Origin of the sequence: Ruoffia sp. FAM 26255, assembly GCF_045528525.1 — a bacterium.
In the GTDB taxonomy this organism is placed as follows: Bacteria; Bacillota; Bacilli; order Lactobacillales; family Aerococcaceae; genus Ruoffia; species Ruoffia tabacinasalis.
Genome location: NZ_JBGQQX010000037.1, coordinates 1 through 25,661 on the forward strand (window position 1 = coordinate 1; position 25,661 = coordinate 25,661).

Sequence of the window (25,661 nt, forward strand, 5' to 3'; positions counted from 1 at the left end):
TCATCGATTGCACACAAACGGAACACGATTCCACGGAAATCCTTACACTACCGAACACCGTTGGAAGTATTTTTGAGTTACTTAGATGAAGCAGTTTTGTCTAGCTTAATTTGACAAATCAAAATATAAAAACATAATATTTTTTCTATGTTTTCTGTCTTATTAGTATGAAAATACCAATAATACGCTTTTTTAAAAAAATTAAGTATATCATTATAACTTTTTCACTAATCATGATATACTAAATTTGTTGGAAATTTATATTTGACAATCGAAAAAGAAATTTGAGGAGAGAAATATTTATGATAATTGGAATTCCGAAAGAAATTAAACCAAATGAAGATCGCGTTGGTATGACACCTGGTAACGTGCAAACGTTAGTGGATGCAGGTAATACTGTGTATGTTGAAAAACACGCTGGTGACGGATCAGGTTTTACTGATGAGGAATATATTGAAGCTGGCGCAGAAATCAAAGATGATGCAAAAGACGTATGGGCCGCTGATATGGTAATTAAAGTAAAAGAACCTCTACCAGCAGAATATGATTACTTCCACGATGGATTAATCTTATTCGCATATTTACATCTTGCTCCAGAAGTAAAATTAACACAAGCTCTTCTAGATAAAGGTGTTACAGGAATCGCATACGAAACAATGGTTGAGAATGGTGCGCTACCATTACTTATCCCAATGAGTGAAGTAGCAGGACGTATGGCTGTTCAAATTGGTGCTCACTTCTTAGAAAAACATAATGGTGGACGTGGAATTCTATTAGATGGTCTACCAGGCGTGAGCAGTGCCCACGTTGTTGTTATTGGTGGAGGTATCGTGGGATACAACTCAGCGAGACTCTCAGTTGGTATGGGAGCTAAAGTAACAATTTTAGATATTAATCCACAACGTTTAGCTGAATTAGAAGACTTATTAGGTGGACAAGTTGAAACACTAATGTCTACTGAAGAAAATATTGCGAAAGTAATCCAAGATGCTGACGTGGCTATTGGTTCTGTATTAATCCCAGGACGTCGCGCACCAATCTTAGTAACTGAAGATATGGTTAAAACAATGAAAGAAGGATCTGTGATCGTCGATATCGCTGTTGACCAAGGTGGTAACTTTGAAACAACGACTCACGCGACAACACATAAAGACCCTGTATACATTAAACATGGTGTTGTTCACTATACAGTTGCAAACATTCCAGGTGCTGTACCACGAACTGCGACATTAGGATTAACTAACGTAACATTACGTTACGCACAAGAAATTATCAACAAAGGTGTTAAAGAAGCAGCTTTAGGTAACTCAACAATCTTAACAGGAATTAATACTTATAAAGGTATTCTTACTCAAGAAGGTGTTGCTGAATCTCAAGACCGTGAATATCAAGAAGCTAAAGAATTATTAAATGATTAATTTAATTCAAAAAACGTCATCCTTATAAGGATGACGTTTTTTTTGCCGTACATTACCTACTGCGTCATTTAGAATGAGCATGCCGAAATATTCTTTTCATACTTTTAGATTCATAACACCGGTTTTCTTCTCGCATGATGGGCCGGCATTATTCTATGTAATGTTTATAATTTAAGTTATACCTCTTTTTCAGAGTGACAAAGTGTCACTCTCGTGCTATACTCACATAGTGACACTCTGTCACTAATAAGTTATAGAGGAGGTTTTGATATTCCAAAAGATACTTTTTTACATTTAGATGCTGAAAAACGCGTACAGATTGAATTGATTTTATTGGATGTTCTTTACGATCAGCCGCTGAGTCAAGTGAAGGTATCGGAAATCATTTCTTTAATGAATATGTCTCGGGGCGCTTTTTATAAGTATTTTAAAGATTTGGCTGATGCGAATGATTACTTAATATCAACCGTTGCACGCGCAATTCATATTGATATTATGCAGCACATTCAACAAAGTGAGAATGCCCTATTTGATGGGATTGCGAATTACTTGAAGGAAATTAGTCACCTCGATCATCAGGATATTCGATGGAAACAAATCAAATTCTTAACAGGAAGTGATCAATTAATATTCTCGAGACGTCGTAAAGTTCCATCTGAATCAAAGATGTTTGATCATTGGTTTTCGATATTAGAAAAGAACCACCTTGATATCTCAAATAAAAAAGAAGCAATCAGCTTTTTATACTTTGTCATGTCATTGGTTACAAATAGTTTAACTGAATTTATCGCCAATGAGTGGGATTCACAAACACTTCTCTTAGAATACAATCGAAAGATTTCTTGGTTACTTCATGGCTTAAACAACACAAAAGGAGAGTAATATGCAACACAAATTAGCACGTACGAGTATGATTTATATGATTTTAGGTCTGGCTTTCGGATTATTTGATCGTGAATTCGCTCGAATTTATGACTTTACTGGCTATACTCAATTAGGGGTATTACACACACACACTTTAATTTTAGGAATGTTCTTTTTCTTAATTGTATTAATTCTTGAACACCAATTTAAATTAAGCGCACACCGCCATTATAAAAAATTCATTATGTTCTACCAATCCGGTTTAGGCTTATCTTTACTAATTATGTTAATCCATGGATCAATGATTGTGATGGGAATGGAATCATCCGAAATGATGTCTGGGATTGCTGGTATTGGGCATATTCTACTAACAATTGGTCTTGGCTTTTTCTTTAAAGTATTAATAGATAGTATTAAAGCAGTTAAATAGTTTTATTTAAGAAGAGCCCCCTTTTAATCCTCGTTTGGATTTAAGGGGGCTCTTAATAGCTTGTACCTGATTAATTCGAGTTATTTATTTGATCAATCTTTTCAACAGCTTCGGTGAAATAATTTTTTAGTTGATTAATTGTTTCGATCGTTATTAATAAATTCTCTTCAGGAATATCAATTGATTTTATAACTTCTTTTTTATATTGTTGATAATATCGATCCAACAATGTATCACCCTCACTTGTATTGCTTATATAAGTGATTCATTTATCTGTTGTTGACTATTCTCGTATAACTATACCTTTGCCTTATAAGCTTGCCTTTAAATCTAGAAAACTATTCTCTCATTGTGCCCCTTCAAATCATTGTTTAATATAAATATATTTTGCTCCCTCAATACTTTTTTTATAAACAACATTTATATTATTTGACAAACTTTTATGTAAATGTTATTGTCTATGTAACATATGTATTTTAGATGTGTGAACTATTACGAGGAGGATTTAATATGGAATTTGACTACAAGGACCATGGTAAAAAGCCGTATGTAATAAATATCGAAGATGCAACGAAGGAAAATAATAACTATCGTACGACAATTTGGACAGGCGAAAAATTACAAGTAACTGTCATGTCAATTCAACCAGGTGATGATATTGGTTTAGAAGTACACGAAGGCATTGATCAATTTATTCGAATTGAAGATGGTGAAGGCTTATGTAAGATGGGGCCAACTGAAGATGATTTAAATGTACAAATAAAAGTATCTGATGATGATGCTGTATTTGTGCCCGCAAATAAGTGGCATAATATCGAGAATACTGGAGCTAAACCACTTAAGTTATATACAATATATGCTGGACCCGATCACTTAGAAGGAACAGTCCACCCGACTCATGCAGATGCAGAAAACGATCCGAATGAACATTAAATAATCAATCATTAACAAAACAACTCTGATCCGATGTTAGTTCATGACATTGGCTCAGAGTTTTTATATATATTTTTTATTAGTATATCTTGCATTGGCCTTTTAGAATGCTTACAATTAGGTTATATGTTTTTCAAAGAAAGGTGATTACCGTGTCAGAACTTATACAGATTAATAATCTAACAATTAAAACCAATACGCAAACAATCATAAGTAACTTATCATTTGACGTTCAACCCAACGAAATTCTTACGATTAATGGCCCTTCTGGGAGCGGTAAAAGTACCGTACTCAAATACCTTGCGCAATTACAAAGCCCTGCCTTAACAACGTCAGGTGACTATCTATTCAAAGGTGAGAATGCCGAGGACATTGACCCCATTGAATTACGTCAAAATGTCTCTTATTATTTCCAATCGCCAACCTTATTTGGTGAGACGGTGCGAGATAACTTACAGTTTAGTTATGATATTCGCGATATGGACTTTGATGAAGAGCTTGCGAAAGATTTACTTTCACATGTTCAATTACCGAAGTCGTATTTGGATAAAGACATTACAACTTTATCTGGTGGAGAGAAACAACGTGTGGCTTTAATTCGTAACGTTCAATTCCGCCCTGATATTCTCTTACTGGATGAAATTACAAGTGCGTTAGATTCAGATACTCGAAAAATCATCTGGGAATGGTTAAATCAATACCGTAAGGAAAACAATGTGACAGTGATTATAGTCAGCCACATTAAAAAAGAACAACAATTAGCTGACCGATTTATCACCTTAGATAAGATAGGCTTCGATGAAAGTGAGGATAATCATGAACCAGCTTAATGTAACCCCAACTTCTTTAGTTTTATCATTTATTTTAGTCATTATTGCGATTATCATTTCATACCGAAAAAAATTAAAACTTGAAAAAGAGTTAATTATTGCGATTGTCCGCATGATTGTTCAACTCGTTGTGGTTGGGTTCCTATTACAAGGAATTTTCCAAGTTAATAACACATTTGTAACACTAGCGATGATGCTAGTCATGATATTGAATGCTAGCTGGAATGCGGGACAACGTGGTAAAGGGCTGAAAAACGCTTTTATCAATTCTTTAATTGCGATTTTAACCACAGCGACGATTACGATTAGTGTGCTTGTACTTTCAGGTAGTTTAGAATTCACACCCTCTCAACTTATTCCAATTACTGGGATGATTATCGGGGGCTCAATGAGTTCGATTGGTTTAGCCTTCTCTACCCTATCACAGACGTTTACAGACCAAGCACAAGCCGTTCAAGAAAAACTGGCTCTTGGTGCGACACCTTATCAAGCTTCCCAATCGATTCTAAAAGCAACAATGAGTCGGGGGTTACAACCAACGATTGATAATACGAAGACGGTAGGAATAGTGACTTTACCAGGGATGATGGCTGGTTTGATGTTTGCGGGAATTGATCCTGCTAAAGCCATTCTTTATCAAATTATGGTTATGTTTATGATGCTAGCCTCTGCGGCAATTTCTACTTATATCGCGACTTACTTAACGTATCGTTCATTCTTTAGTGACCGAAACCAATTACGTACAAATCGATTAAAAGATAAATAAAAAAATGAGTTAGTGAGAAAATCTCACTAACTCATTTTTTGTTATGACAATTCAGATGTATCGTCGTCTGCTTCTTCCTTGATTTCTTCTTCAGCTAATACAGTGATGTCTTCATTGACTATAGGTTCTTCTGTGGGTTCAGTTGTTTCTGCGACTTCTATTTCAGGTTCTGGTTCAACTTTTTTCGAATCACCAATCGTAACTTGCGCTAACTCTTCTTTTGTTTTCTTCATTTCATCTTGCATGAATACTGTTCCTAAACTAATTAAGACTGGTAATAGGATAAATAGTGTCGCATTTTCAAAGAATTTTTGCCAGTACAATGACGTGAAATCAAAAGCATTCTGAAACGCAGCAGTTTGGGCATTCATTGCTGATTCCGCAATCACTTCGCTATTCATTGCTAATTGCTCAAGCGCTAAAGATGTTGCTGCAAAGTTAATCTCTCTAGCTGTTTGAAAGTAAGCTGTGATGAAAGCGAAGATTGCTCCAATGAGTACGATAAAGATATACCCCTTATAATTGCGTCCATTTTCTCCCACTTCGCTACCAGATTGTTGATTAAACCAAACTGTAAAGCGATTCCATAAGTTAAATTGGTTGATGAGTAAGATAACTAATATTACTATCACTACAATTTCAAAGACCATTTATTTTCCTCCTCAATTTTTTAATCTCTTTCGTTCCATTATACCGATGTTATTAGTTAAAAGTAAAATGAAATTGATTGTATCGAGTATTTTTATAGATGATCCTCTGTCCATTCTTTTAATACAACAGCATTATTATTGTCCTTATCCTTAGCTGCATATAACAAAGTTACAGGACCATCATCTAATTTTTCTTTGACCAAAGCTAGCCAAGAATTTTTCTCATCATGATTGTTCAACTCTTCTTCATATTTTTCTTTGAACCATGAGAATTTACCCTCTTCATGATCAAAGTCTTTACGTACGTCTGATGAAGGGGCCATGTCTTTAAACCACTCATCATGATGTAAGTCTTCTTTCTTAATGCCTCTCGGCCATTGACGGTCCACTAGTATGCGGTAACCATCTTGGTCTTTAGCATCATCATAAGCTCTTTTAATATGTATTTTCGCCATAATATAATCCTCCTTAAGTTGTTTAAAGCTGTATATAATTAGCTTAGCGCTAACTTAAAGTAAAGTCACGAGATACGCAAATTGTGGTCGGCACTTTAGTCCCTCACTTCCATGCAAAAAAGCTCAACAATCATGGTCATAAACCACAACGGTTGAGCTGTTCTGCTATTAACTATTTAAATTATTCAGAGTCACGACTTTTTGATGCGATATCTTTCTCAAGGTATTCAACAAACTCGTCGTAAGTCATTGTTTGAGAATCTTTAGAGCTGTATGGACGGATATTCACTGTGCCGTCTTCCACCTCTTGGTCTCCAATAACGATTTGGTATGGTACTTTAGACGTTTGAGCTTCACGAATCTTGTAACCTAATTTTTCGTTACGTAAGTCCATCTCAACGCGGTAACCTTTCGCTCTTAAATCATGGTAAAGTTCTTCAATACGGTCACCATGCGCATCATTACTTACAGGTAATAATACTGCTTGAACAGGCGCTAACCATGTTGGGAATGCCCCTTTATACTCTTCGATTAAGTAAGCAACGAAACGTTCCATTGTTGATACAACCCCACGGTGAATAACTACTGGACGGTGAGTATTATGTCCATCTTCACCGACATAGGTTAATTCAAAGCGTTCTGGTAATAAGAAGTCTAATTGAACCGTAGACATTGTTTCTTCAAGACCAATGGCCGTCTTGAATTGTACGTCTAATTTAGGTCCGTAGAAGGCTGCTTCACCAATCGCTTCAAAGTATTCTAGACCTAATTCGTCCATCGCTTCTTTTAACATTGCTTCTGCTTTTTCCCACATTTGATCGTCATCAAAGTATTTCTCTTTATCTTCTGGATCGCGGTAGCTTAAGCGGAAGCGGTAATCTGTAATATTAAAGTCGTTGTATACATCTTCAATTAATTTCAGTACGCGTTTGAATTCTTCTTTAATTTGGTCAGGACGTACAAAGATATGCGCGTCGTTCAATGTCATCTCACGTACACGTTGTAATCCTGATAAGGCACCTGATTTTTCGTAACGGTGCATCATACCTAATTCCGCAATACGGATTGGTAATTCACGGTAAGAGTGGATGTCGTTTTTGTAAATTAACATGTGATGTGGACAGTTCATTGGACGTAGGGCTAGCATTTCGCCGTCACCCATATCCATTAATGGGAACATGTCATCTTTATAGTGATCCCAGTGACCAGAAGTTTTATATAAATCTGATTTAGCCATGATTGGTGTATACACATGTTCATAACCTAAGTTAATTTCTTTATCCATAATGTAACGTTCAATGGTACGACGGATTGTTGCCCCGTTTGGTAACCAGAATGGGAGACCTTGCCCTGCTTCTTGATTAATCATGAAGATACCGAGTTCTTTACCTAACTTACGGTGGTCACGTTCTCTTGCTTCTTCACGTACACGTAAGAATTCATCTAATTCATCTTGTTTGAAGAATGCAGTACCGTAAACACGTTGCATCATAGTGTTATCTGAATTCCCTCTCCAGTATGCACCAGCCAGTGATAATAATTTAACCATTTTAATCTTACCTGTTGAAGGCATGTGTCCCCTGCGACATAAGTCAACAAATTCACCTTGTTGGTAAACCGAAATTTCTTCATCTTCCGGAAGTTCTTTAATTAATTCTTGTTTGAAAGTATCATCTTTGAAGATTTCTAAGGCTTCTTCTCTAGAAACGACGCGACCAACAATGTCGTGGTTTTCTGAGATAATTTTCTTCATTTCTTTTTCAATCTTAGGTAAGTCTTCTTCAGTGATTGGATCGTCTTTATAAGTATCGTAGTAGAATCCTGATTCAATCGCTGGTCCTACGCCAAATTGAATCCCTGGGTATAAACGAGTTAACGCATGTGCTAATAGATGCGCTGATGAGTGACGCATTAATTCTAAAGCTTCAGGGCTTTTGTTTGTGATAACTTCAATCGCACCATCTTTAGTAATCGGTGTATGGTAATCAATAATTTCCCCATCTAGTTTTCCTGCTAAGGCTGCTTTTTTAAGTGATTTACTAATTGAATCAGCAACATCAGCAATTGTAATACCTGCGTCAAATTCTTTTACATTTCCATCTGGAAACGTTAATTTAATTTTGTCCATGACCATTCTCCTCTTTTTTTAAAATATACAAAAAAATCCCATTGACTGAGCGTATACTCAATCAATGGGACGTGAAATTTAATACGTGGTTCCACCCAATTTTTTCCGTAGAGACACTAAATGAGTGTTCTATGAACTTCGTTCAAGCTTAACGGGCGTCTGCGTCTACTCCTAATATCGAAACCGAGTTCAGAGTAAAAGTATATGAAGGGGTCTTATATAAAGCAATGTAGGATGTCGCACCAAATCATCCCTCTCTGAAAGCATTGAGTTTACAAAGTTGTCTTCATGTAAAGTCGTTTATTCATTTAAGGGCTTTTCGCTTCCTAATGGCAGCAAAAGCTATATCATATTTATATCATGACTTTTATTGAATTACAAGTCCTATTGTCGCTTACCAAACTGAGAAAGCGTCACCAAGCCAGCACCTGTAATAAAAATACCCAGAAGCATTGGAAAGGCCAATTGTGTTTGTCCTTCTCTAAAATAATAGATGAATAAGACGATTACTTGAATGGCTAAGGCGATTCCAAAATAAATCATGAGTAGTCGCTTTTGTTTGAGTTCTTCTTCAGGATTACGGTTCAAATCATCCCTCCTTATCTATTTATATGTCTTAAGTTCTCTCCTGTAAGGGAGACTTCTTTTGCTAGGAAACGAATTCTTTCCATAATTCGCTTGGCTTTAATTGTTTCGTTACCACCATCTCTTGAGTGAGCTAAGTGGCTTTCGATCTCTTTTAAGTTAAAGTTCGACGAGAAGAATGTAGGTAATGACTCCTTCATACGGTATTCAAGAATGGTCGTCAATACTTCATCACGTACCCAAACGGTATTAGCTTCAGCTCCGATGTCATCAATAATTAGGATATCGACCGACTTCACATCTGTTAACACTTGTTGTGTTGAGTTATCCACAAAGGTTGATTTAATCTCCGTTGTAAAAGTTGGATAATGCATCATCGTCACACTTTTATTCAACTTCACCAGTGCATTGGCTAACGCACCCAGTAAATAAGTCTTCCCTACACCGAATTCCCCAGAAATGTATAAGCCTTGAGCACGATGTGGGTTCTTCTTGTACTCATCTAAAAAGCTGATCACTTCGGCTAAAAGTTGCTTACGCGACTCTGTATTGGCATAATACTCAGTCAAGGTTGCTTCTCTAACATCCGCAGACATCATTCGGTTGTCTAGTAAACTTCTTTGTTGCTGCTTCTCTTTGTTGTCATAGTAGGCCTTCGTTGGTACATATGACACATCGATGTAATTATAATTCAAGAACAAAACTGGTTTAAAACCAGGGTTTTGTCCTTGCTCTCCTTTTCTTAATAGATCCATTTCCCGTGCGAATTCATTCAATTTAGAAAGCGAATTTTCAATTATTTCTTGAGAAATGGCCTCTTCATGCTGGTTCACAAACGCTTTGACATCGGGATGATTTAAGACATAATCGACGGTCGCTTTATAATCTGCTTGAAACTTAGGATCTCTTGTAAACCGAGTCAGTATTTGATTAATTTTTTGCACTATGAATCACCTTCTTCCCCTATTAACTCATTCAGACGCTTACGCATCTCATCTTCACTATATTGCGGTTGAGATGCAGTTTGAGGAGTCTCTTGTTGTTGCTCGAACTGTTCCTTATCCTTCATCCAAGATGGAATAATCTCTTGATGCTGGGATTGTCCACGTTTCTTGTAATTCGAACGGTTTTCTCTTTGCTTCTGTTCGATTTCTTTCTTCTTGCGTTGTTCTTTCACATATTGCATCGCCTTAGGGATATTCGTTAATTCCTCTTGTTCCCATTCACTCGCTACACGTTGCAATTCGCCTTTATAAATATTCGGTCTGTCGTTAATCACTAAAAGATAGTAGATTAAAAAGTTCACAACATGTTCGTTTAAACGTGTTTTTTCTGCTAAATCTCTAATATAAAAATGCTCTGAATCGGTCGCGAAAGTTTTTTTGGCTTGCTTCATCTTATTCAAGAATGCATTACTCGGCATTTGTTCACACGAAATCACCAATTGAACCGCTTCTGGCGCTAATTCAGGATGTTGCGCTTTTAATTGTTGTCTGCGGTCTTCTACTTCTTCTTTTGTATGCATTCGAGACGTTCGGTTCGACTTCGTCCTTGGCTCAAGTTGGTCTTGTTGCAAATTCGATTGCCAATTCGATTCAGCTTTTTTATTTTGTCTTTGAGCAATTTTCTTCAAGTCATTTAAATTTACATTTCCGGTAGTTTTATCCATAGCTAAGTATACTAGATTAGCTAACTCGCTTTCTGTATTGCCGTAAATATCATGGATCGCATAAATCTGTTTTTTCAATTCTTCAGATAATTCTGAATGGTTTATTCCTTCAGAAATTACATAAGAAATAAATCGATTATATTCTAAACCTGGTGCATAATTATGCACTTTATCTGGTTGTTCGTCAATAACTTTTGTAGCAGCTTCATTGACTTGAATAGGATATAACGCCTTTTGAAAGGTGGACGTCTCCTCAGCATAACGATCCTCATCAATCGCTTCTACAGTTAAAAGTGTTGTTAACTCTTCGTAGTCTTTCTCGCCCAATTGATTTAATAAAGCTGTACTTAATAAAGCATCTTGGAAAAAGGCTTGATTGAGTAGGGGCAATTTTAAATCATAGAGAATTGTTTGATGTACGGGATTCGAATTTGATTTCATATCGCGATATGTTCGCATTAAACCGACGGCCTCGAGTTTTATCCGTGCTTCGTTCAATTCTTTAATACCAATGTTCAAGTGAAGTAGTAAAATTTGATGACGTAATGATCTGCGACTATCCAAGTGAACAGTTGTTGGCATTGACATTAGCGTTAAGTATAGACCCATACTTTCTGGACCGATAATTGGTTGATATAAATGAGTTAAACTTTCTAGATAATTAGCTGAAATATCTGCTTGCCCTTTTAAAACAAAGGGTTGAAGCGGATTAATGGTTAGGCTCATCTTGATCTTGACCTTCCTCAATCTGTGATCTATGCTTACCTGCCATAGATTCTAATTCTTTCATGAAACTCTCACGCGATTGGAATTCACGGTAGACACTCGCAAAGCGAATGTAGGCAACCTCATCCAATTCCATAAGAAGAGGCATGACATATTCCCCAATACGGCTTGTCTCGATCTCTTGGTCAGCGTCATCTCGAATGGACTCTTCCACTTGATTCACAAGTTCATTCATCTGCTCCACCGCAATCGGCCGTTTTTCCGCACTTCGAACAATGCCTCGCATTAATTTATCTCGATTAAATTCTTCACGCGTACCATCGCGTTTTACTACTAGTAATGGTGATTGCTCGATCCGCTCATGAGTATTGAAGCGAAAGCCACACTGTAAACATTCTCTTCTTCGACGAATGGATTGACCCTCTTCTGCCGGACGTGAGTCAATCACTTTGGATGACTGACCCTGACATTTAGGACATTGCATTGTACATACCTCCTTAAGTAATTACTTGTTATTCTCTGCTTTTAATAGTTGATCGATTTGTTTATGAGTCTCTTCAAGTGTGTTTGAATTATCAATCACGATTTCGCTCCATTTGGCCTTATCTTGAATCGATATCTGATTGCTAATAAGTTGGCGTGCATCTTCTTCACTCATTAGATTCCGCTTCATTAAGCGTTCTAATTGAATGTCTGGGGATACGTATACAAGCCAGACAGCATCCGTTGGAATATCTATATCCACTTCATAATACAAAGGAATATCCACAAAGATCAATGAATGGCCTTCTTCTTTATATGCTGCCATTCTCTCTTTGGATTCTTTAGAAATTAACGGATGTAAAATCTGATTGAGTTTCTCTTTACTCGCTGCGTCATTAAACACAATATTGCTTAAAGCTTTTCTGTTTAACGTTCCATCTTCTTGGATAATACCTTCACCGAAATTTTCTTTCAGACGCTCTAAGCCGACAGTGCCTTTTTCAACCACAATACGACTAATAATATCTGTATCAATCACTGGATACCCTTGTTGAATTAAATACTTTGAAACCGTGGATTTACCAGTAGCGATACTTCCTGTTATAGCAATAGCTTTCATACGTTTATCTCCTGTTATAATCTTTGGCATACGGGACAAAAGTGCGTCCCTCTTTGGACTACGCGGATTTTCTCAATGGGAGTTTGACACCGGACACAAGGCTCACCGGTCTTACCATATACTTTTAATTCGTTCTGATAGCGTCCTGCTTCTCCAACAGTATTGCGGTAACTTCGAATCGTTGATCCACCAAGTTCCACTGCCTTACTCATTATATGAATTATAGCATGATACAAGGTATTGATTTGTTTATCTGATAGTTGGAATCCGGCTGTTTGTGGGTGAATCTGCGCTTCGAATAGGACTTCATCCACATAAATATTTCCTAAGCCAGTTACTATCTTTTGTGATAACAAAGCCGATTTGATAGGTTGCTTTGACTTCTCTAATTGATCTTTGAAGTCCTCTAAATGAAACTCTGCTTCCGTTGGTTCTGGACCAATCTTTCGTTCGGCAAAGAATGCTTCAATTAAATATTTTGGAACATACTCCATTCTACCAAATTTCCGTACATCATTATAATGTAATTGGCTCTTATCATGAAACTCAATGATGACATGCGTATGTTTGTCTTTTGTTAGTGGTACTTCCCCTTTTGGAAAATAAAAATACTTTCCTTCCATCCGCAAATGAGATACTAAATAACCATCAGGAAAACGGAATAATAAGTATTTACCTCGTCTGTCCACCGATAATATGGTCTCATCAATTAAGGGCAGAAGGACATTTGGATTCTCTTCAAATTGAACAACAATTCGCTTCCAAAAGACGTTAATATTTTTAATTTTTTTATCTTTGACTAATTTGTCTAAACCTTTTCGATTTACTTCAACTTCCGGTAACTCGGGCATGCAAGCACCTCTTTCTACATATGATAATTATAACAAAATTTCTATATACTTTGGACATAAAATACCGAATTATATTAAAATACCCAAATGCTTTCACATTTGGGAGTCACCAAGTAATTTCAAACTTTTATAAGCAAATTAACCTTCCACTTCATAATTCCTTAACGCAAATTTTTCAATTTGTATTAAGATAAAGTTGCACGCAATACATAATAAAACCGTCAAAATCATCCCCCAAAGAATTTGAACCATGTCTTGTGTTCTTAAACCTGAGAAGAGAATCGTTCCCAAGCCTCCAGCATTAATTGTCGCACCAATGGTCGCAATTCCGATACTCGAAGTCATGGCAAGTCGTATCCCACTAAAGATTGCCTTAGAAGAAAGTGGCAGGTAGATTCGAAAGAATAATTCTTTATCCGTCATTCCCATCCCGATAGCTGCTTCCACAATCATAGGGTCAATTTCTTGTATTCCTGTACTAAAGGTCCGCAGCAAAATATATTCACAGTACAATGTGAGGACAATCATAGCCATATCTGCGCCTAAGCCTGTCACAGGAATTAATAGCGCAAACAAAGCATAACTTGGAACGGAATATAAAGCAGAGAAAAAGTAAGTCAGTCGCTTTAACCATCTTTGGTTATGAATTAAAGTATAGATAATCACGCCAGCAATCGCAATGGCGATGAGTAATGAGATGGTCACAAGTTGCAGATGTGTTACTGTCGCATCAATAAGACGGTCACTATATCGAACTAAGTAATCAATCATATTAACTCACTCCATAATGATTCTTCTTCGCGAACCGTATCTAATAAACTATTCACGAATGCACCTTTTGGATTTTTTATAATATTTTGAGGTGTATCATATTGCTCGATGCGTCCTTTATCCATAATCATTACGCGATCGCCGAGTAAGAAGGCTTCATTGATGTCATGTGTAACGAATAGGAATGTTTTACTGTCTAATTCTGCATGGATTGCTTTAATTTGTGACTGCAATTCTTTACGGGTAATCGCATCAACAGAACCAAAAGGCTCGTCCAACAACATAATTTGAGGATTGGCTGCGAGTGCACGTGCCACGCCAATACGCTGTTGTTGACCACCGGATAATTGCTTAGGATATCGGTGTGCATATTCGGAATACGGCAATTGAATTAAAGCCATTAGTTCTGTTACGCGTTCTTTAATCTTTTCTGGTTCCCAGCCAAGTAATTCTGGCACGGTAGCAATATTCTTTTCAATCGTAATGTGTGGGAAAAGTCCAATTTGTTGAACAACATAGCCGATTTGTCGGCGCAATTCGATTAAATCATACTCTTTAATTTCTTTATCATTGATTTCAATTTGACCACTGTTTGGTTCGATCAAGCGGTTGACCATTTTTAAAGTCGTTGTCTTACCTGACCCAGATGAGCCAAGAATCGTTATGAATTGACCTTCTTCAATATTAAATGACAAATCTTTGATGATTTCTTTGTCACCAAAAGATTTGTTGATGTTTCTGAATTTTATCTTAGTATTAGCCATGGTTCTCCCCCACTTTCTCTATTAATAAATCCATTAAAGCCATACTTAATAGCGATAATAATGCCACCGTTCCCCCACCGATGACTAATAAATCCATTCGGTAAAGTCCTAACCCAGTGAAGATTAACGTTCCCAATCCTCCGGCTCCGATATAAGTTGCTAAAGTTGCACTGGCAATAATTTCAACTAAGGCTAGTTTAATTCCATTTAAAATGTAAGGCGCTGCAAGTGGAATTTCAATCCGGTTACGTAATTGTTTCTGGTTCATTCCAATGCCCCGAGCCACTTCTATAGTGATCGCTGGAATTTCATTAAAGCCAAGAATCGTATTCATAATAATTGGCGGAATGGCCAGAAAAGTTAACGCAATCAGTGCCGGTAATTCTCCCACCCCTATGATTGGTATTAAGATGAATAACACCGCTAGACTCGGTATAATACGCAGTAATTGCGAAGACGTTGTTAAGACCTCACCTACCTTCTTATTTCGGTAACTAAAATAACCTAAGGGTATGCCGATACATATCGCAATAATTAAGGCTATTAGACTTAGTTTAATATGTTGGACCAAATATCCGGTGAACTCACTAGCGTCTGTTTGAAAGTATTCAATGATTTGTTTAAGCAAGCAATTCCCTCCAATTCTAATTTGTTGTCGCATCTTCTGTATAGTTTACATGATTTAGACTCTTTTCCCAAAATACTTGTTTCCAATAAAAATACGCAAGTAGAGAGCTTTCTTCTACTCGCGTAAAATTTGTGTGCTTGGTTTATTGAATCGAATGATAGTATTCTTCCGCAACTTCCATATAGTCTCGCCCCTCAATATCAACGCTAGCATTCAGAGCAACAACGGTTTGTGTATCTAGTGTTGCGTTAATGTCATTAATAATAGTTTCAATATCAGGGTTCGCTTCGAGTACATCTTGGCGAACAATCGGCACTAAATTATAGGGTGGCCAGAAGTTTTGGTCATCTTCTAACACTTTATACATATCAGTATTCGATAATTGCCCTTCAGTCGTGTAAGCAGGTGTCGCATCTGCTTCATCACTACTTAAGACTTGATATTTTAAGCTATTATCATAGACAGTGATTGATTCAAAATTGAATTCACCGTAGACTTCCTCAAGTCCTTCTAAGCCGTCTTCTCGTTCTTCGAACTCACCTTGAGACGCAAAGCGAATGTTTTCAGCATTTGCTTGTAAATCACTGATTGTATCAATACCGTATTCTTCAGAAGCAGCGGTTGTAATTGCGATACCTTGTGAATCGTTCGCTGGCGCATATTCAAGTGTCGTTAACTCGCCACCTTCTTCGTAAGCATTACGAATTGTTTCAGCAACACTATCAGGATCTGTATCCATCGGTAAGTTGAAGATACTTAATAAGGCTGTCCCAGTATATTCTGGATACAAATCAATTTCTGCATTTTCAATGGCTTGTGGAATCACTGAACTTGCGATACTTGGTACGCGCTCGACTGAGTAACCATTCTCTTCTAAAGCTAAGGCGTAAATTTCACTCACGATCAGACTTTCAGTGAAGTCTTTTGATCCAATTTTTATGTTGTCACCTGAAGCGCCGGAAGAACAACCGACAAGAACTAAGCTGACTAAGACGAGTAAGATCATTATATTTTTTGCTTTTTTCATACTTCGACTCCTTTTATGAAATTAGGTGATTGGCGTTGAAATTTTCGCCACTTTCACCGTAGAGACTGTGATCAATTTCAATAAACAGTAATTTAATTATAGGATAATCCTAGCTATCAAGCAATTGATTGAACTTCAGGCGAAATTATTATAGATTGCTCTCGTTAATCGCCACATCAGAAACACTTTTTTTATTCTTCCTGTTAACACTGGGAAAAACACCAAAAAAAGACCCTCACCCTATTAAGAGTAAGAGTCTAGTATTCAATATTATAGTTCGTACCAATTAATCCCTTGGTTATAGTCAACTTCTAAAGGTACGTCTAAATTTGCAGCGTGTTCCATAATTTCTGGTACGAGCTCACTTAAGCGTTCCATCTCCTCTGCAGGTGCTTCTAAGATTAACTCATCATGCACTTGTAATAAGATTCTTGCTTGAAGTCCTTCATCATCAATGGCTTTTTGAAGACGAATCATTGCGATCTTCAAGATATCTGCCGCAGTCCCTTGAATCGGTGAGTTCATCGCTGTTCGTTCTGCGAATGAACGAATATTGAAGTTGCTTGCCTTAATATCAGGTAAATAACGACGGCGATGGAATAATGTGCTGACGTAACCATCTTCACGAGCTTTTTCAACTATGTCATCCATAAATTTCTGAACACCTGGGTACATTTCAAAGTAGCGTTCAATGAATTCTTTCGCTTCAGGTCTTGGAATGTTTAAGTTTTGTGAAAGACCGTAGTCACTAATTCCGTATACAATTCCAAAGTTTACGGCCTTAGCTTGGCGACGTAAGTTGCTGTCAACATCCGCATTTGATTCTAAGTTGAACACACGTCTAGCAGTAGCCGAGTGAATATCTTCACCCGCAATAAAGTCATTCGTCATATGTTCTTCTTTACTGATATGCGCAAGTACACGGAGTTCAATTTGCGAATAGTCGGCACCAAATAATTGCCAACCTTCTTCTGAAGGAATGAAGGCTTGACGAATTTTACGGCCTTCTTCTAAACGTACCGGAATATTTTGTAAGTTTGGATCCGCACTACTTAAACGACCCGTTTGCGTTAAAGTTTGGACGAATTTCGTATGGATCTTCCCATCTTCTTTAATATATCCTGGTAGGCCAGCTAAGTAAGTTCCTTGAAGTTTACTGATAGAACGGTAATCAAGAATTTCTTGAATAATGGGATGCTTATCTAACAGTTTTTCAAGAACGTTGGCAGCTGTACTGTAGCCTGTTTTAGTCTTTTTAATGACTGGTAAGCCCATCTTATCGAATAGAATTTCACCTAACTGTTTTGGTGAATTCACGTTAAATTCTTCACCCGCATATTCGTGAATACGAGCTTCCATTTGTTTTAATCGTTCGATTAATTCTTCGTTCTTCTCTTCTAATGTTGCGCCGTCTACTTTAATTCCGGCAATTTCCATTCGAGCTAGAACACGTGCCACTGGCACTTCGATGTCTTCGTATAGATCATCCATCTCTAAATCAACTAGACGAGTACGTAATGGCTCTACTAACGCATCCAATGCTATGGCTTTACTTGCGACATGGTTTACGGTTACCTCTGTGTCTTCTGCTAATTTTCGCTTAGCACCTTTTCCGTAAACCATCTCGTCTAACTCAACATTCACTGGTACTTCTAGCGCTCTGACGACATTCGCAATCTCGTCCATATGATTCGCTTCAACGAGGTAAGCCGCAATTAAAGTATCAAATATGATTCCTTTTAATTGAATCCCATAATGACTTGTTAAGACTTCATCTCGTTTTGAGTCGAATAAAATTTTATCAACTGACTCATCTTCTAGCCAAGCTTTGAAATTCGTTTCATTTAAAGCGACAGATGCCTCAGCAACATAAACCGTATTCGCAACTTGATCATACCAAGAAACATATAAAACATCATCAAAATGATAATTGTCCCCAATAGTTTCAAAGTATACTGCTGTTTGTTTAGGTAAAATATCTTCTGTGATTGCATCTACAAACTGTACGTCGTATTCAAGTTGTGGTTCGTCCGATTCAATCGCTGTGATATCGACATCTGACGTCGCTTGAAGTTCAGTCAAGAAACTATTAAATTCCATTTGACGGTAAAATTCAACGAGCTCTTCAATATTCTTCCCTTCATAAGTGATGTCGTCAATCCCGATTTCAATTGGCGCTTCCAATAAGATTTCAGCTAATTCTCTACTCATGAACGCTTCTTCTTTTTCATTGGTTAAGTTTTCTTTCATCTTAGATGGTTTTAACTCATCAAGACGCTCATACAATTCTTCGACAGAATGATATTCTTTGATTAATTTAATGGCCGTCTTCTCACCGATGCGTGTGACACCTGGGTAATTATCCGATGGGTCTCCCATTAGACCTTTTAACTCAATAAACTGCTTTGGCGTCACTCCGTATGTTTCCATCACTGTCTCTGGCGTATAAGCTTCTAATTGGCTCACACCTTTGCGGGTAATATACACCGTGACGTTGTCTGTGGCGAGTTGAATTAAGTCTTTATCTCCAGAAATAACAATAACTTCATCATGCGAATCTGCTTGATGCGATAGTGTTCCAATCACATCATCCGCTTCATAATGCAAGATATCATAGTGTTTCATTCCGTATGCATCTAATAAGACTTTAAGATAAGGCATTTGTTCTTTGAATTCACTTGGCGTTTTTTGTCGCCCGCCTTTATACTCTTTAAACATATCCGTTCTGAATGTCACTTCACTTTTGTCAAATGCGACTAATATGTGTGTCGGTTGAAATTGTTCCATGACACTGTCTAACATTCGATGAAAACTATAAAGTGCATTCGTGTGTAGACCTGATTTGTTCTTAAAACGGTCTAAATCTAAGATTGAATAAAAAGCTCGAAAGGCAAGACTACTTCCGTCAATTAACATAATTTTACGTTGACTCATTGAATATTCCTCCATCTTTAATTATTAAGCACAAACAGCCAACGAATTCTAACTCGTTGGCCGCTTGTTGTTTCTATTCTATAATCGGTTCGGGCTTAAGTTAGCATATGCTTTCTCAAATTGACGAGAAAGTTCATCAATGTCTCCTGCGCCCATGAACAGGAATACTGCATCTTTATAACCCATTAATGGTGATAAGTGATCCGTTGAGATGATTTCAACATTTTGATGGATTAATTTCGCAAGGTCTTCAATGGTTACTTCCCCGTTCGCTTCACGCGCTGAGTTAAATATCTCTACAAGATACACTTTATCCGCTAAAGAAAGCGACTCTGCAAACTCATTCAACATCGCCACCGTTCTAGAGAACGTATGGGGTTGGAAGATTGCGACAATTTCACGATTTGGGTAGCGTTGTTTTGCTGCATCAATGGTTGCAGTGATCTCAGATGGATGATGTGCATAGTCATCAATGATTGTTAAATCTTGAATTTGACGTGCTGAGAAACGACGTTTCACGCCAGCAAAAGTTGCGATATGCTCTTTAACATCTTCTGCTCTAAAGCCTTCTAAATAAAGCACTGTAATGACTGATAAAGCATTTAAGATATTGTGCTCACCAAAGACTGGAATTGCAAATCTTCCGAATACTTCCCCGTCAATGACAACGTCGAATTCAGACCCTTCAACAGTTCGGTCGATATTTTTTGCATGTACTTGTGATTCTTCAGTCAGTCCATAGTAATAAATAGGCACCTCTGCCTTTAATTCCGATAAATATTCGTCATCCCCACAAGCAATAATTGCTTTATTCGCTTGATTAGAGAACGTTTGAATCGCTTCAAATACATCCTCAATTGAGCGGTAGTAATCTGGATGATCAAAATCAATGTTAGTAACAATAGTATAATCCGGTTTGTAAGCTAAGAAATGACGGCGGTATTCACATGCTTCTAGTGCAAAGTATGTCGCTGTCTCATCCCCAAATCCAGTTCCATCACCAATTAAATAACTTGTCGGTGCAAGATTTTTCAATGTGTGTGATAGTAAGCCAGTTGTTGATGTCTTACCGTGTGAACCTGTCACTGCAATGCTTGTATAGTTCTGAATTAAACCACCAATAAAGTCATGGTAACGATAAATTTCTAAGCCTAATTCTCTGGCTCTAACTAATTCTGGATGATCATCATTAAATGCATTCCCAGCAATAATTGTTAAATCCTCGGTAATATTGTCAGCATCAAATTCTAAAATCGTAATATTTTGGTTTTCTAATTCTTGTTGTGTAAAGAAATATTTCCCTACATCACTTCCTTGAACTTCAAAGTCTTCGCCATGAAGAATCAGTGCTAAAGCACTCATTCCAGACCCTTTTATTCCAACAAAATGATATTTATGTTCTTTATTAATCATATTCATATATTTTATTGCCTCCTAGTCCTCAAACAATAAAAAGTTGTTTTTAGATTTTTGCAATCTTTTAGCTAGTAATCTTGTATTCTCGTCTACTTGTCGGTTGCTTAATTTTGGTTTCTTATATGGTTTTGGTAATTCAGTCGCTTTGAAAGGTCGCTCTTCAAATGAATTGTCTTCAATTTGTTCTTCTTCATCTTGAACTTCATGAGTATTTGCCACTTGTTTCTTAAATGAAGGTTCGTAATTGGACCTCAGAGACGGTTTAGTTGCATCCCAGTTACTGACTACCATCGATGTTTCATCATCATTTAATTGAGTTTCTTCTAAGCTCTGTTGCGTATTTAACGATGTCGTCTGTTTATTTTGCTTCTTCAAAAAAGGAATCTCATAATGTTCCAGTCCACTTTGTTGAGTTGTCTGTTTTGGTTCACGAAGTGAGTCCTCTTTTGTTTCTTTCGCTTCAACCAGCTGATTATCTTTGGGTTGTTGCTTTTTCTTTTGTTGATTCAGATAGGCTGGTTCAAACTTAGATTTACCAGAATCCATTCCTTGAGTTGGATGAGCGAAGCGTCTTTTATCTGACTGACCACTTCGGTTGTTAAATGCGGGTCCTTCGTATTTTTTCATTATTACACATCCTTGACTACTAGTTTAATCAACTTTTATTACTTGTATGAAGCGACAACTTCTTCAAGGCTCATTCCTGGCTCAAAAGAATCTTTCAACTCCCAAATACCTGGTAAATCTTCGATATCAGATAAACCTAATTCACGGGTTGAACAAATCATACCAGAACTCTCAACACCACGTAATTCACCTGGCCAAATAATCATACCATTAGGCATTGTAGCGCCTGGGCGAGCCACGAGGACATTCATATCTTCAGCAATATTATCTGCTCCACAAACAATTTGTAAAACTTCTCCGCCGACATTTGTTTGTGTCACTGATAAATGGTCGCTATCCTCGTGTTTTTTACATGATTCAACGTATCCTACTACGAATTTAGGTTTTGAGTCAACCTCTACTTCAATGTCAAATCCCGCTTCTTTAATCTTGTCATTAACTTGAGACACTTGCTCTTCAGTTAAATCAACATTCCCATGACCATTTGGTTTAAATGTTTCAGAAATATTAAATAAATTAATTGACATAACTTCGTTATCTTGAGTACTATCTCTCACGATTGTTACACCATTATTTGATTCTGTTGATAAATGATTCTCGTCTGCTTTCCCGCGAGTTAACATTAAGACATCTCCAACACCTTGTTCATTGTAAAATGCAATCCACATAATTATTATATCCTTTCTTTCAGCCGATATTAAGTATTTTGAACTAACGTTTCGTAAGTCGTACGATCAAATGTTGTGACTACAGCTTCTAACATTGCTTGTGCAGCTTCATAGTCAGAAATTCTAAAGAGTGATTGATGACCATGAATATATCTCGCTGGCACACCAATAACTCCACTGATGACACCATCATTCATCGTGTGAGCAGCACCTGCGTCTGTTCCACCTTTTGAGAAGAAATATTGATACGGAATATTGTTTGTCTCTGCCGTATCTAATAAATATTCACGTAAACCTTTGTGAGTAATCATTCCTGGATCTTGAACGCGTAGTAAGAAGCCTTCGCCTAAGCGACCTTGAACATCTTTCTTACCTTCAGCATCAGCAGCTGGTGAGCAATCAACCGCTAAGAATAAATCTGGTTGATAACGGTGAACTGCTCCACGAATACCACGTAAGCCCACTTCCTCTTGAACAGATGCGCCCATAATTAATTCTGAATTAAGTGATTGACCTTGGATTTTTTCTAATGTATCTAAGATTACAGCACTCCCGTAACGGTTATCCCAAGCTTTACTAATGATTGATTCGTTATTCGCTGTACGAATTGTCTCTACATCAGGGACTAAGCTATCGCCTGGACGTACGCCATAAGACATCGCTTCTTCTTTGGAAGTAAAACCAGCATCAAATAAAATATCTGATGGTTTTAATGATTGTGCTTTGCTTCCGCGTAATAAGTGAGGAGCCACTGCACTTGAGACACAAGGATAGTTTCCTTGTTTTGTTTGTAAAGTAAAACGTTGTGCCGATACAGCGTACACATTCCAGCCACCGATCGGTGTCACTTTGAATGTTCCGTTATCGTTAATTTGGCTTACCATGAAACCAACTTCATCCATATGAGCTGCAACCATTAATTTAGGTGCATCTTCTGTTGATGATTTTTTAATTCCAAAGATATTTCCTAAGCCACTTATCTCAACTTCGTCAACAAGTGGTGTTAATTTCTCTTTGAGGTAAGCTCTTACTTCGCCCTCATTACCGGAAATCCCTTGTAATTCAGTTAATTCTTTAATTCGTTTAAATTGATTATCATTAATAGTCATGCAGTTAAACTGCCTCCTTCTAATATAATTTATCTGTAAACAATCCCTCTAATTGTTGCACAAATCACGTCAAAATGCAATTTATAAGTAGCTATTATTACACTGAAAATTCTCTCATCAAACCAGTCATTATACACATTTTATATAATGGTTTCCAAGGTTTTCTTTAGCCATGAAACAGACAACGTGTTAAACTAGTTTAAGAATCTAATATTAGGAGTGAAAGTACATGAGTGAAAATAAAAACAATAAAAATCTAAACTACAATTATGATAATAACGGTCTCTTAGGTGGACTACTTTTAGCAACCGGTGTCCTCATCGGAGCAGCAGCGACCTTACTAATTAAAGAAAACCGTCCTAAAAAAGCAGGCCTTGTCTTAGAGACAGCAAAAAACCGCCTCGGACAAAATGGAAACGTTGTTGGTTCTTGGATCGATTACGATTCAGTTGAATATGATTTATTTGAAGACAAGCCCCTTGTTTACATTGGTGGCGTAACTGTAGAAAATGCTGAAGGTCGTTTACAATATCAATTCGCAAGTGATATTTATACGGGTGAACTTATCGATTATTATTTAATTAATCAAAATAACTAAAAAAAGATTGACCCTCATTCTTATCATGGTAAAATATTTGATATTGTGATTTTTTTAAGTTAGTTTTTGGGGGGAGGCAGAATAATCTATGTATGACCAACAAGGCGATTGGGAACTTCACCCAATTGCAGGTGCATCTGGTGATGCTTATATGGGCGTAAAATCAGACGAGAAAGTATTCTTTAAACGAAATACTTCTCCATTTATCGCAGCATTATCTGCTGAAGGCATTGCCCCCAAATTAATGTGGACGCAAAGAACTTTCTCCGGTGATACATTTACCGCCCAGGAATGGAAAGATGGACGTCTATTAAAGAAAGAAGATATGGGTTCAAAAGAAGTCATTGAATTAATCCGTCAAATACATGGCTCAGATAATTTATTACTCATGCTCAAACGAATGGGCGAGCGTAATTATTATCCTTTGGATTTTATTAATCAATATTTTGTGGATTTGTCACCTACGCTTGCTTCGAATCATTTCTTAAACGAAGTCATTCGACATATGGAAGATGCCATTGATAAAGATTTTTATGATGTGCGCCGGACAGTATGCCACGGAGATTTAAATCATAATAACTTTTTGAAGAGCCATGATGACCATCTCTATCTCGTTGATTGGGAAAGTGTTAAAGTAGCTGATCCTTTAAGTGATATTACAATGATACTTGTACATTATTTTTCCCCGAGTGAATGGATGGCTTGGTTTGAGTTATATAACTACCCTATTAACAATTCTTTCTACAAACGCGTTCGTTGGTATAGTATGATGAATTGTCTTTATTTAATTAAGCAATATTATCTTGAAGGCCGTCAACACAAAACCAATGAATACATTATTTTACTTAAAACTATCTATGAAGATTCAACCAATTAAGGAGCAATTAAATTATGCGTTTACGTAACAAACCTTGGGCACAAGACAAATTAAATGAATATCCGCAATACGTACCAGCTGACCCAGCTGAGTACAAAGGTAAGTGGCAGTCTCGCTTTGAAAAAGAGCAACCTATCCATATTGAAGTTGGATCCGGAAAAGGACAATTCATTATCAATATGGCAAAAGCCCATCCAGAAATAAATTATATCGCCGTTGAAATCCAAACCAGTGTGATTGTATCAATCTTGGAGAAACAAATTGAAGAAGCTCTACCTAATGTACAAATCCTACATGGGGACGGCAGTGATTTAAGTGAATATTTCGCACCTGCTGAAATCAGCTTACTTTACTTAAACTTTAGTGATCCATGGCCAAAAACACGTCACGCTAAAAGACGTCTTACTTCACCAATATTTTTAAAACAATATGAAGGCATCCTGCCTGAAAACGGAGAAGTTCACTTCAAGACTGATAACCAAGGTCTATTTGAACACTCGCTTGAAAGTATGTCTGAATATGGTATGTACTTTAAGCAAGTTTGGCTTGATTTACACAAGTCAGATTTCGAAGGCAACGTCATGACAGAATATGAAGAAAAATTCTCATCTAGAGGTAATCGCATTTATCGCCTAGAAGCTGTTTTTCGCAATAATAAGTAAAAGCGAAAAAACCTAACCAAATTTTGTTTGGTTAGGTTATTTTTTTAGGCTCTTTGTCAAATAGGGTTGATGACTCATTTTAATCAAGATCAAGCAGCATAAGTTGTTGCTTGATCTTTTTTATTTGTCTGAGGGACATATAATCGCGTCATAAGTAAAATACGGTCTCTAAA

The 25,661-nt window shown here is 37.0% G+C and carries 28 protein-coding genes and 1 pseudogene; 10 read left to right on the forward strand and 19 right to left on the reverse strand.

Annotation, left to right across the window (positions count from 1 at the left end; all coding sequences use genetic code 11):
* From ACEN31_RS07890 to ACEN31_RS07905, 4 genes and pseudogenes are all read left to right on the forward strand, one after another.
* Positions 1-114 (forward strand): annotated as a pseudogene (locus ACEN31_RS07890) (IS30 family transposase); the annotation flags it as partial.
* Between the two features lie 188 nt (positions 115-302).
* The gene (ald, locus tag ACEN31_RS07895) at positions 303-1,418 is read left to right on the forward strand and encodes an alanine dehydrogenase (RefSeq protein ID WP_407109111.1); all 1,116 of its coding nucleotides are present in this window, start codon (positions 303-305) and stop codon (positions 1,416-1,418) included.
* A 213-nt stretch (positions 1,419-1,631) separates the two neighbouring features.
* A complete protein-coding gene (locus ACEN31_RS07900) occupies positions 1,632-2,300 on the forward strand; it encodes a TetR/AcrR family transcriptional regulator (RefSeq protein ID WP_407101551.1) in 669 nt (222 codons plus the stop codon).
* A gap of 1 nt (position 2,301) precedes the next feature.
* Positions 2,302-2,712: a DUF2871 domain-containing protein gene (locus ACEN31_RS07905; protein WP_407090829.1), complete on the forward strand. Its 411-nt coding sequence runs from the start codon at positions 2,302-2,304 to the stop codon at positions 2,710-2,712.
* Between the two features lie 70 nt (positions 2,713-2,782).
* Here the strand turns inward: ACEN31_RS07905 and ACEN31_RS07910 are convergent, their stop codons facing one another.
* Positions 2,783-2,938: a hypothetical protein gene (locus ACEN31_RS07910; protein WP_407109112.1), complete on the reverse strand. Its 156-nt coding sequence runs from the start codon at positions 2,936-2,938 to the stop codon at positions 2,783-2,785.
* Between the two features lie 284 nt (positions 2,939-3,222).
* Here ACEN31_RS07910 and ACEN31_RS07915 point away from each other — a divergent pair, with 284 nt between their 5' ends.
* From ACEN31_RS07915 to ACEN31_RS07925, 3 genes are all read left to right on the forward strand, one after another.
* Positions 3,223-3,645 (forward strand): cupin domain-containing protein, encoded by a 423-nt coding sequence (locus ACEN31_RS07915; RefSeq protein ID WP_338488203.1) that lies wholly within the window; start codon positions 3,223-3,225, stop codon positions 3,643-3,645.
* 152 nt (positions 3,646-3,797) lie between these two features.
* Positions 3,798-4,475 (forward strand): ATP-binding cassette domain-containing protein, encoded by a 678-nt coding sequence (locus ACEN31_RS07920; RefSeq protein ID WP_407090515.1) that lies wholly within the window; start codon positions 3,798-3,800, stop codon positions 4,473-4,475.
* Positions 4,462-5,241 carry an ABC transporter permease gene (locus tag ACEN31_RS07925; RefSeq protein ID WP_407090514.1) on the forward strand — a complete coding sequence of 260 codons (780 nt, stop codon included), beginning with the start codon at positions 4,462-4,464 and terminating at the stop codon, positions 5,239-5,241. The genes ACEN31_RS07920 and ACEN31_RS07925 overlap by 14 nt, the downstream gene beginning before the upstream one ends.
* A 41-nt stretch (positions 5,242-5,282) precedes the next feature.
* Here ACEN31_RS07925 and ACEN31_RS07930 read toward each other — a convergent pair whose 3' ends face one another.
* From ACEN31_RS07930 to pepA, 18 genes are all read right to left on the reverse strand, one after another.
* Positions 5,283-5,891: a hypothetical protein gene (locus ACEN31_RS07930; protein ID WP_407090513.1), complete on the reverse strand. Its 609-nt coding sequence runs from the start codon at positions 5,889-5,891 to the stop codon at positions 5,283-5,285.
* A 92-nt stretch (positions 5,892-5,983) separates the two neighbouring features.
* On the reverse strand, positions 5,984-6,346 hold the full coding sequence (locus tag ACEN31_RS07935; RefSeq protein ID WP_407090512.1) for a DUF488 domain-containing protein: 363 nt from the start codon (positions 6,344-6,346) through the stop codon (positions 5,984-5,986).
* Between the two features lie 181 nt (positions 6,347-6,527).
* Positions 6,528-8,474, reverse strand: coding sequence for a threonine--tRNA ligase (gene thrS, locus ACEN31_RS07940; RefSeq protein WP_407109113.1), 1,947 nt, complete (start codon positions 8,472-8,474; stop codon positions 6,528-6,530).
* 384 nt (positions 8,475-8,858) lie between these two features.
* Positions 8,859-9,062 carry a hypothetical protein gene (locus ACEN31_RS07945; protein ID WP_197103861.1) on the reverse strand — a complete coding sequence of 68 codons (204 nt, stop codon included), beginning with the start codon at positions 9,060-9,062 and terminating at the stop codon, positions 8,859-8,861.
* 11 nt (positions 9,063-9,073) lie between these two features.
* On the reverse strand, positions 9,074-10,003 hold the full coding sequence (gene dnaI / locus ACEN31_RS07950; RefSeq protein ID WP_407090509.1) for a primosomal protein DnaI: 930 nt from the start codon (positions 10,001-10,003) through the stop codon (positions 9,074-9,076).
* Positions 10,003-11,454 (reverse strand): hypothetical protein, encoded by a 1,452-nt coding sequence (locus tag ACEN31_RS07955; RefSeq protein ID WP_407109114.1) that lies wholly within the window; start codon positions 11,452-11,454, stop codon positions 10,003-10,005. Before ACEN31_RS07955 ends, dnaI begins: the two co-directional genes overlap by 1 nt.
* Entirely contained in the window at positions 11,438-11,938 is a 501-nt protein-coding gene (gene nrdR / locus ACEN31_RS07960) for a transcriptional regulator NrdR (protein ID WP_407109115.1), read from the reverse strand. Before nrdR ends, ACEN31_RS07955 begins: the two co-directional genes overlap by 17 nt.
* A gap of 21 nt (positions 11,939-11,959) precedes the next feature.
* Positions 11,960-12,556 (reverse strand): dephospho-CoA kinase, encoded by a 597-nt coding sequence (gene coaE, locus ACEN31_RS07965; RefSeq protein WP_407101689.1) that lies wholly within the window; start codon positions 12,554-12,556, stop codon positions 11,960-11,962.
* A 14-nt stretch (positions 12,557-12,570) separates the two neighbouring features.
* Positions 12,571-13,407 carry a DNA-formamidopyrimidine glycosylase gene (mutM, locus tag ACEN31_RS07970; RefSeq protein ID WP_407101691.1) on the reverse strand — a complete coding sequence of 279 codons (837 nt, stop codon included), beginning with the start codon at positions 13,405-13,407 and terminating at the stop codon, positions 12,571-12,573.
* 138 nt (positions 13,408-13,545) lie between these two features.
* Positions 13,546-14,178, reverse strand: coding sequence for an ABC transporter permease (locus ACEN31_RS07975; protein ID WP_407109116.1), 633 nt, complete (start codon positions 14,176-14,178; stop codon positions 13,546-13,548).
* Entirely contained in the window at positions 14,175-14,942 is a 768-nt protein-coding gene (locus tag ACEN31_RS07980; RefSeq protein ID WP_407109117.1) for an ABC transporter ATP-binding protein, read from the reverse strand. The genes ACEN31_RS07975 and ACEN31_RS07980 overlap by 4 nt, the downstream gene beginning before the upstream one ends.
* On the reverse strand, positions 14,935-15,570 hold the full coding sequence (locus ACEN31_RS07985; RefSeq protein ID WP_407090503.1) for an ABC transporter permease: 636 nt from the start codon (positions 15,568-15,570) through the stop codon (positions 14,935-14,937). The genes ACEN31_RS07980 and ACEN31_RS07985 overlap by 8 nt, the downstream gene beginning before the upstream one ends.
* A 142-nt stretch (positions 15,571-15,712) precedes the next feature.
* On the reverse strand, positions 15,713-16,597 hold the full coding sequence (locus ACEN31_RS07990) for a glycine betaine ABC transporter substrate-binding protein (RefSeq protein ID WP_407090502.1): 885 nt from the start codon (positions 16,595-16,597) through the stop codon (positions 15,713-15,715).
* A gap of 270 nt (positions 16,598-16,867) precedes the next feature.
* On the reverse strand, positions 16,868-19,531 hold the full coding sequence (gene polA / locus ACEN31_RS07995; protein ID WP_407109118.1) for a DNA polymerase I: 2,664 nt from the start codon (positions 19,529-19,531) through the stop codon (positions 16,868-16,870).
* 78 nt (positions 19,532-19,609) lie between these two features.
* Positions 19,610-20,944, reverse strand: a complete 1,335-nt coding sequence (gene murC / locus ACEN31_RS08000) for a UDP-N-acetylmuramate--L-alanine ligase (RefSeq protein WP_407094879.1) — start codon at positions 20,942-20,944, stop codon at positions 19,610-19,612.
* A gap of 21 nt (positions 20,945-20,965) precedes the next feature.
* Entirely contained in the window at positions 20,966-21,574 is a 609-nt protein-coding gene (locus tag ACEN31_RS08005) for a hypothetical protein (protein WP_407090500.1), read from the reverse strand.
* Between the two features lie 38 nt (positions 21,575-21,612).
* Positions 21,613-22,242, reverse strand: coding sequence for a YtpR family tRNA-binding protein (ytpR, locus tag ACEN31_RS08010; protein WP_407090499.1), 630 nt, complete (start codon positions 22,240-22,242; stop codon positions 21,613-21,615).
* A 29-nt stretch (positions 22,243-22,271) separates the two neighbouring features.
* The gene (gene pepA / locus ACEN31_RS08015; protein ID WP_338490560.1) at positions 22,272-23,345 is read right to left on the reverse strand and encodes a glutamyl aminopeptidase; all 1,074 of its coding nucleotides are present in this window, start codon (positions 23,343-23,345) and stop codon (positions 22,272-22,274) included.
* 235 nt (positions 23,346-23,580) lie between these two features.
* Between pepA and ACEN31_RS08020 the strand changes: the two genes are divergently transcribed.
* The 3 genes from ACEN31_RS08020 (at position 23,581) to trmB (ending at position 25,488) form a co-directional block, all read left to right on the forward strand.
* Entirely contained in the window at positions 23,581-23,949 is a 369-nt protein-coding gene (locus ACEN31_RS08020) for a hypothetical protein (protein WP_407109119.1), read from the forward strand.
* Positions 23,950-24,037: 88 nt separating this feature from the next.
* Positions 24,038-24,826, forward strand: coding sequence for a phosphotransferase family protein (locus ACEN31_RS08025; RefSeq protein WP_407109120.1), 789 nt, complete (start codon positions 24,038-24,040; stop codon positions 24,824-24,826).
* Positions 24,827-24,840: 14 nt separating this feature from the next.
* The gene (gene trmB, locus ACEN31_RS08030) at positions 24,841-25,488 is read left to right on the forward strand and encodes a tRNA (guanosine(46)-N7)-methyltransferase TrmB (protein ID WP_407109121.1); all 648 of its coding nucleotides are present in this window, start codon (positions 24,841-24,843) and stop codon (positions 25,486-25,488) included.
* Positions 25,489-25,661 lie beyond the last annotated feature (173 nt).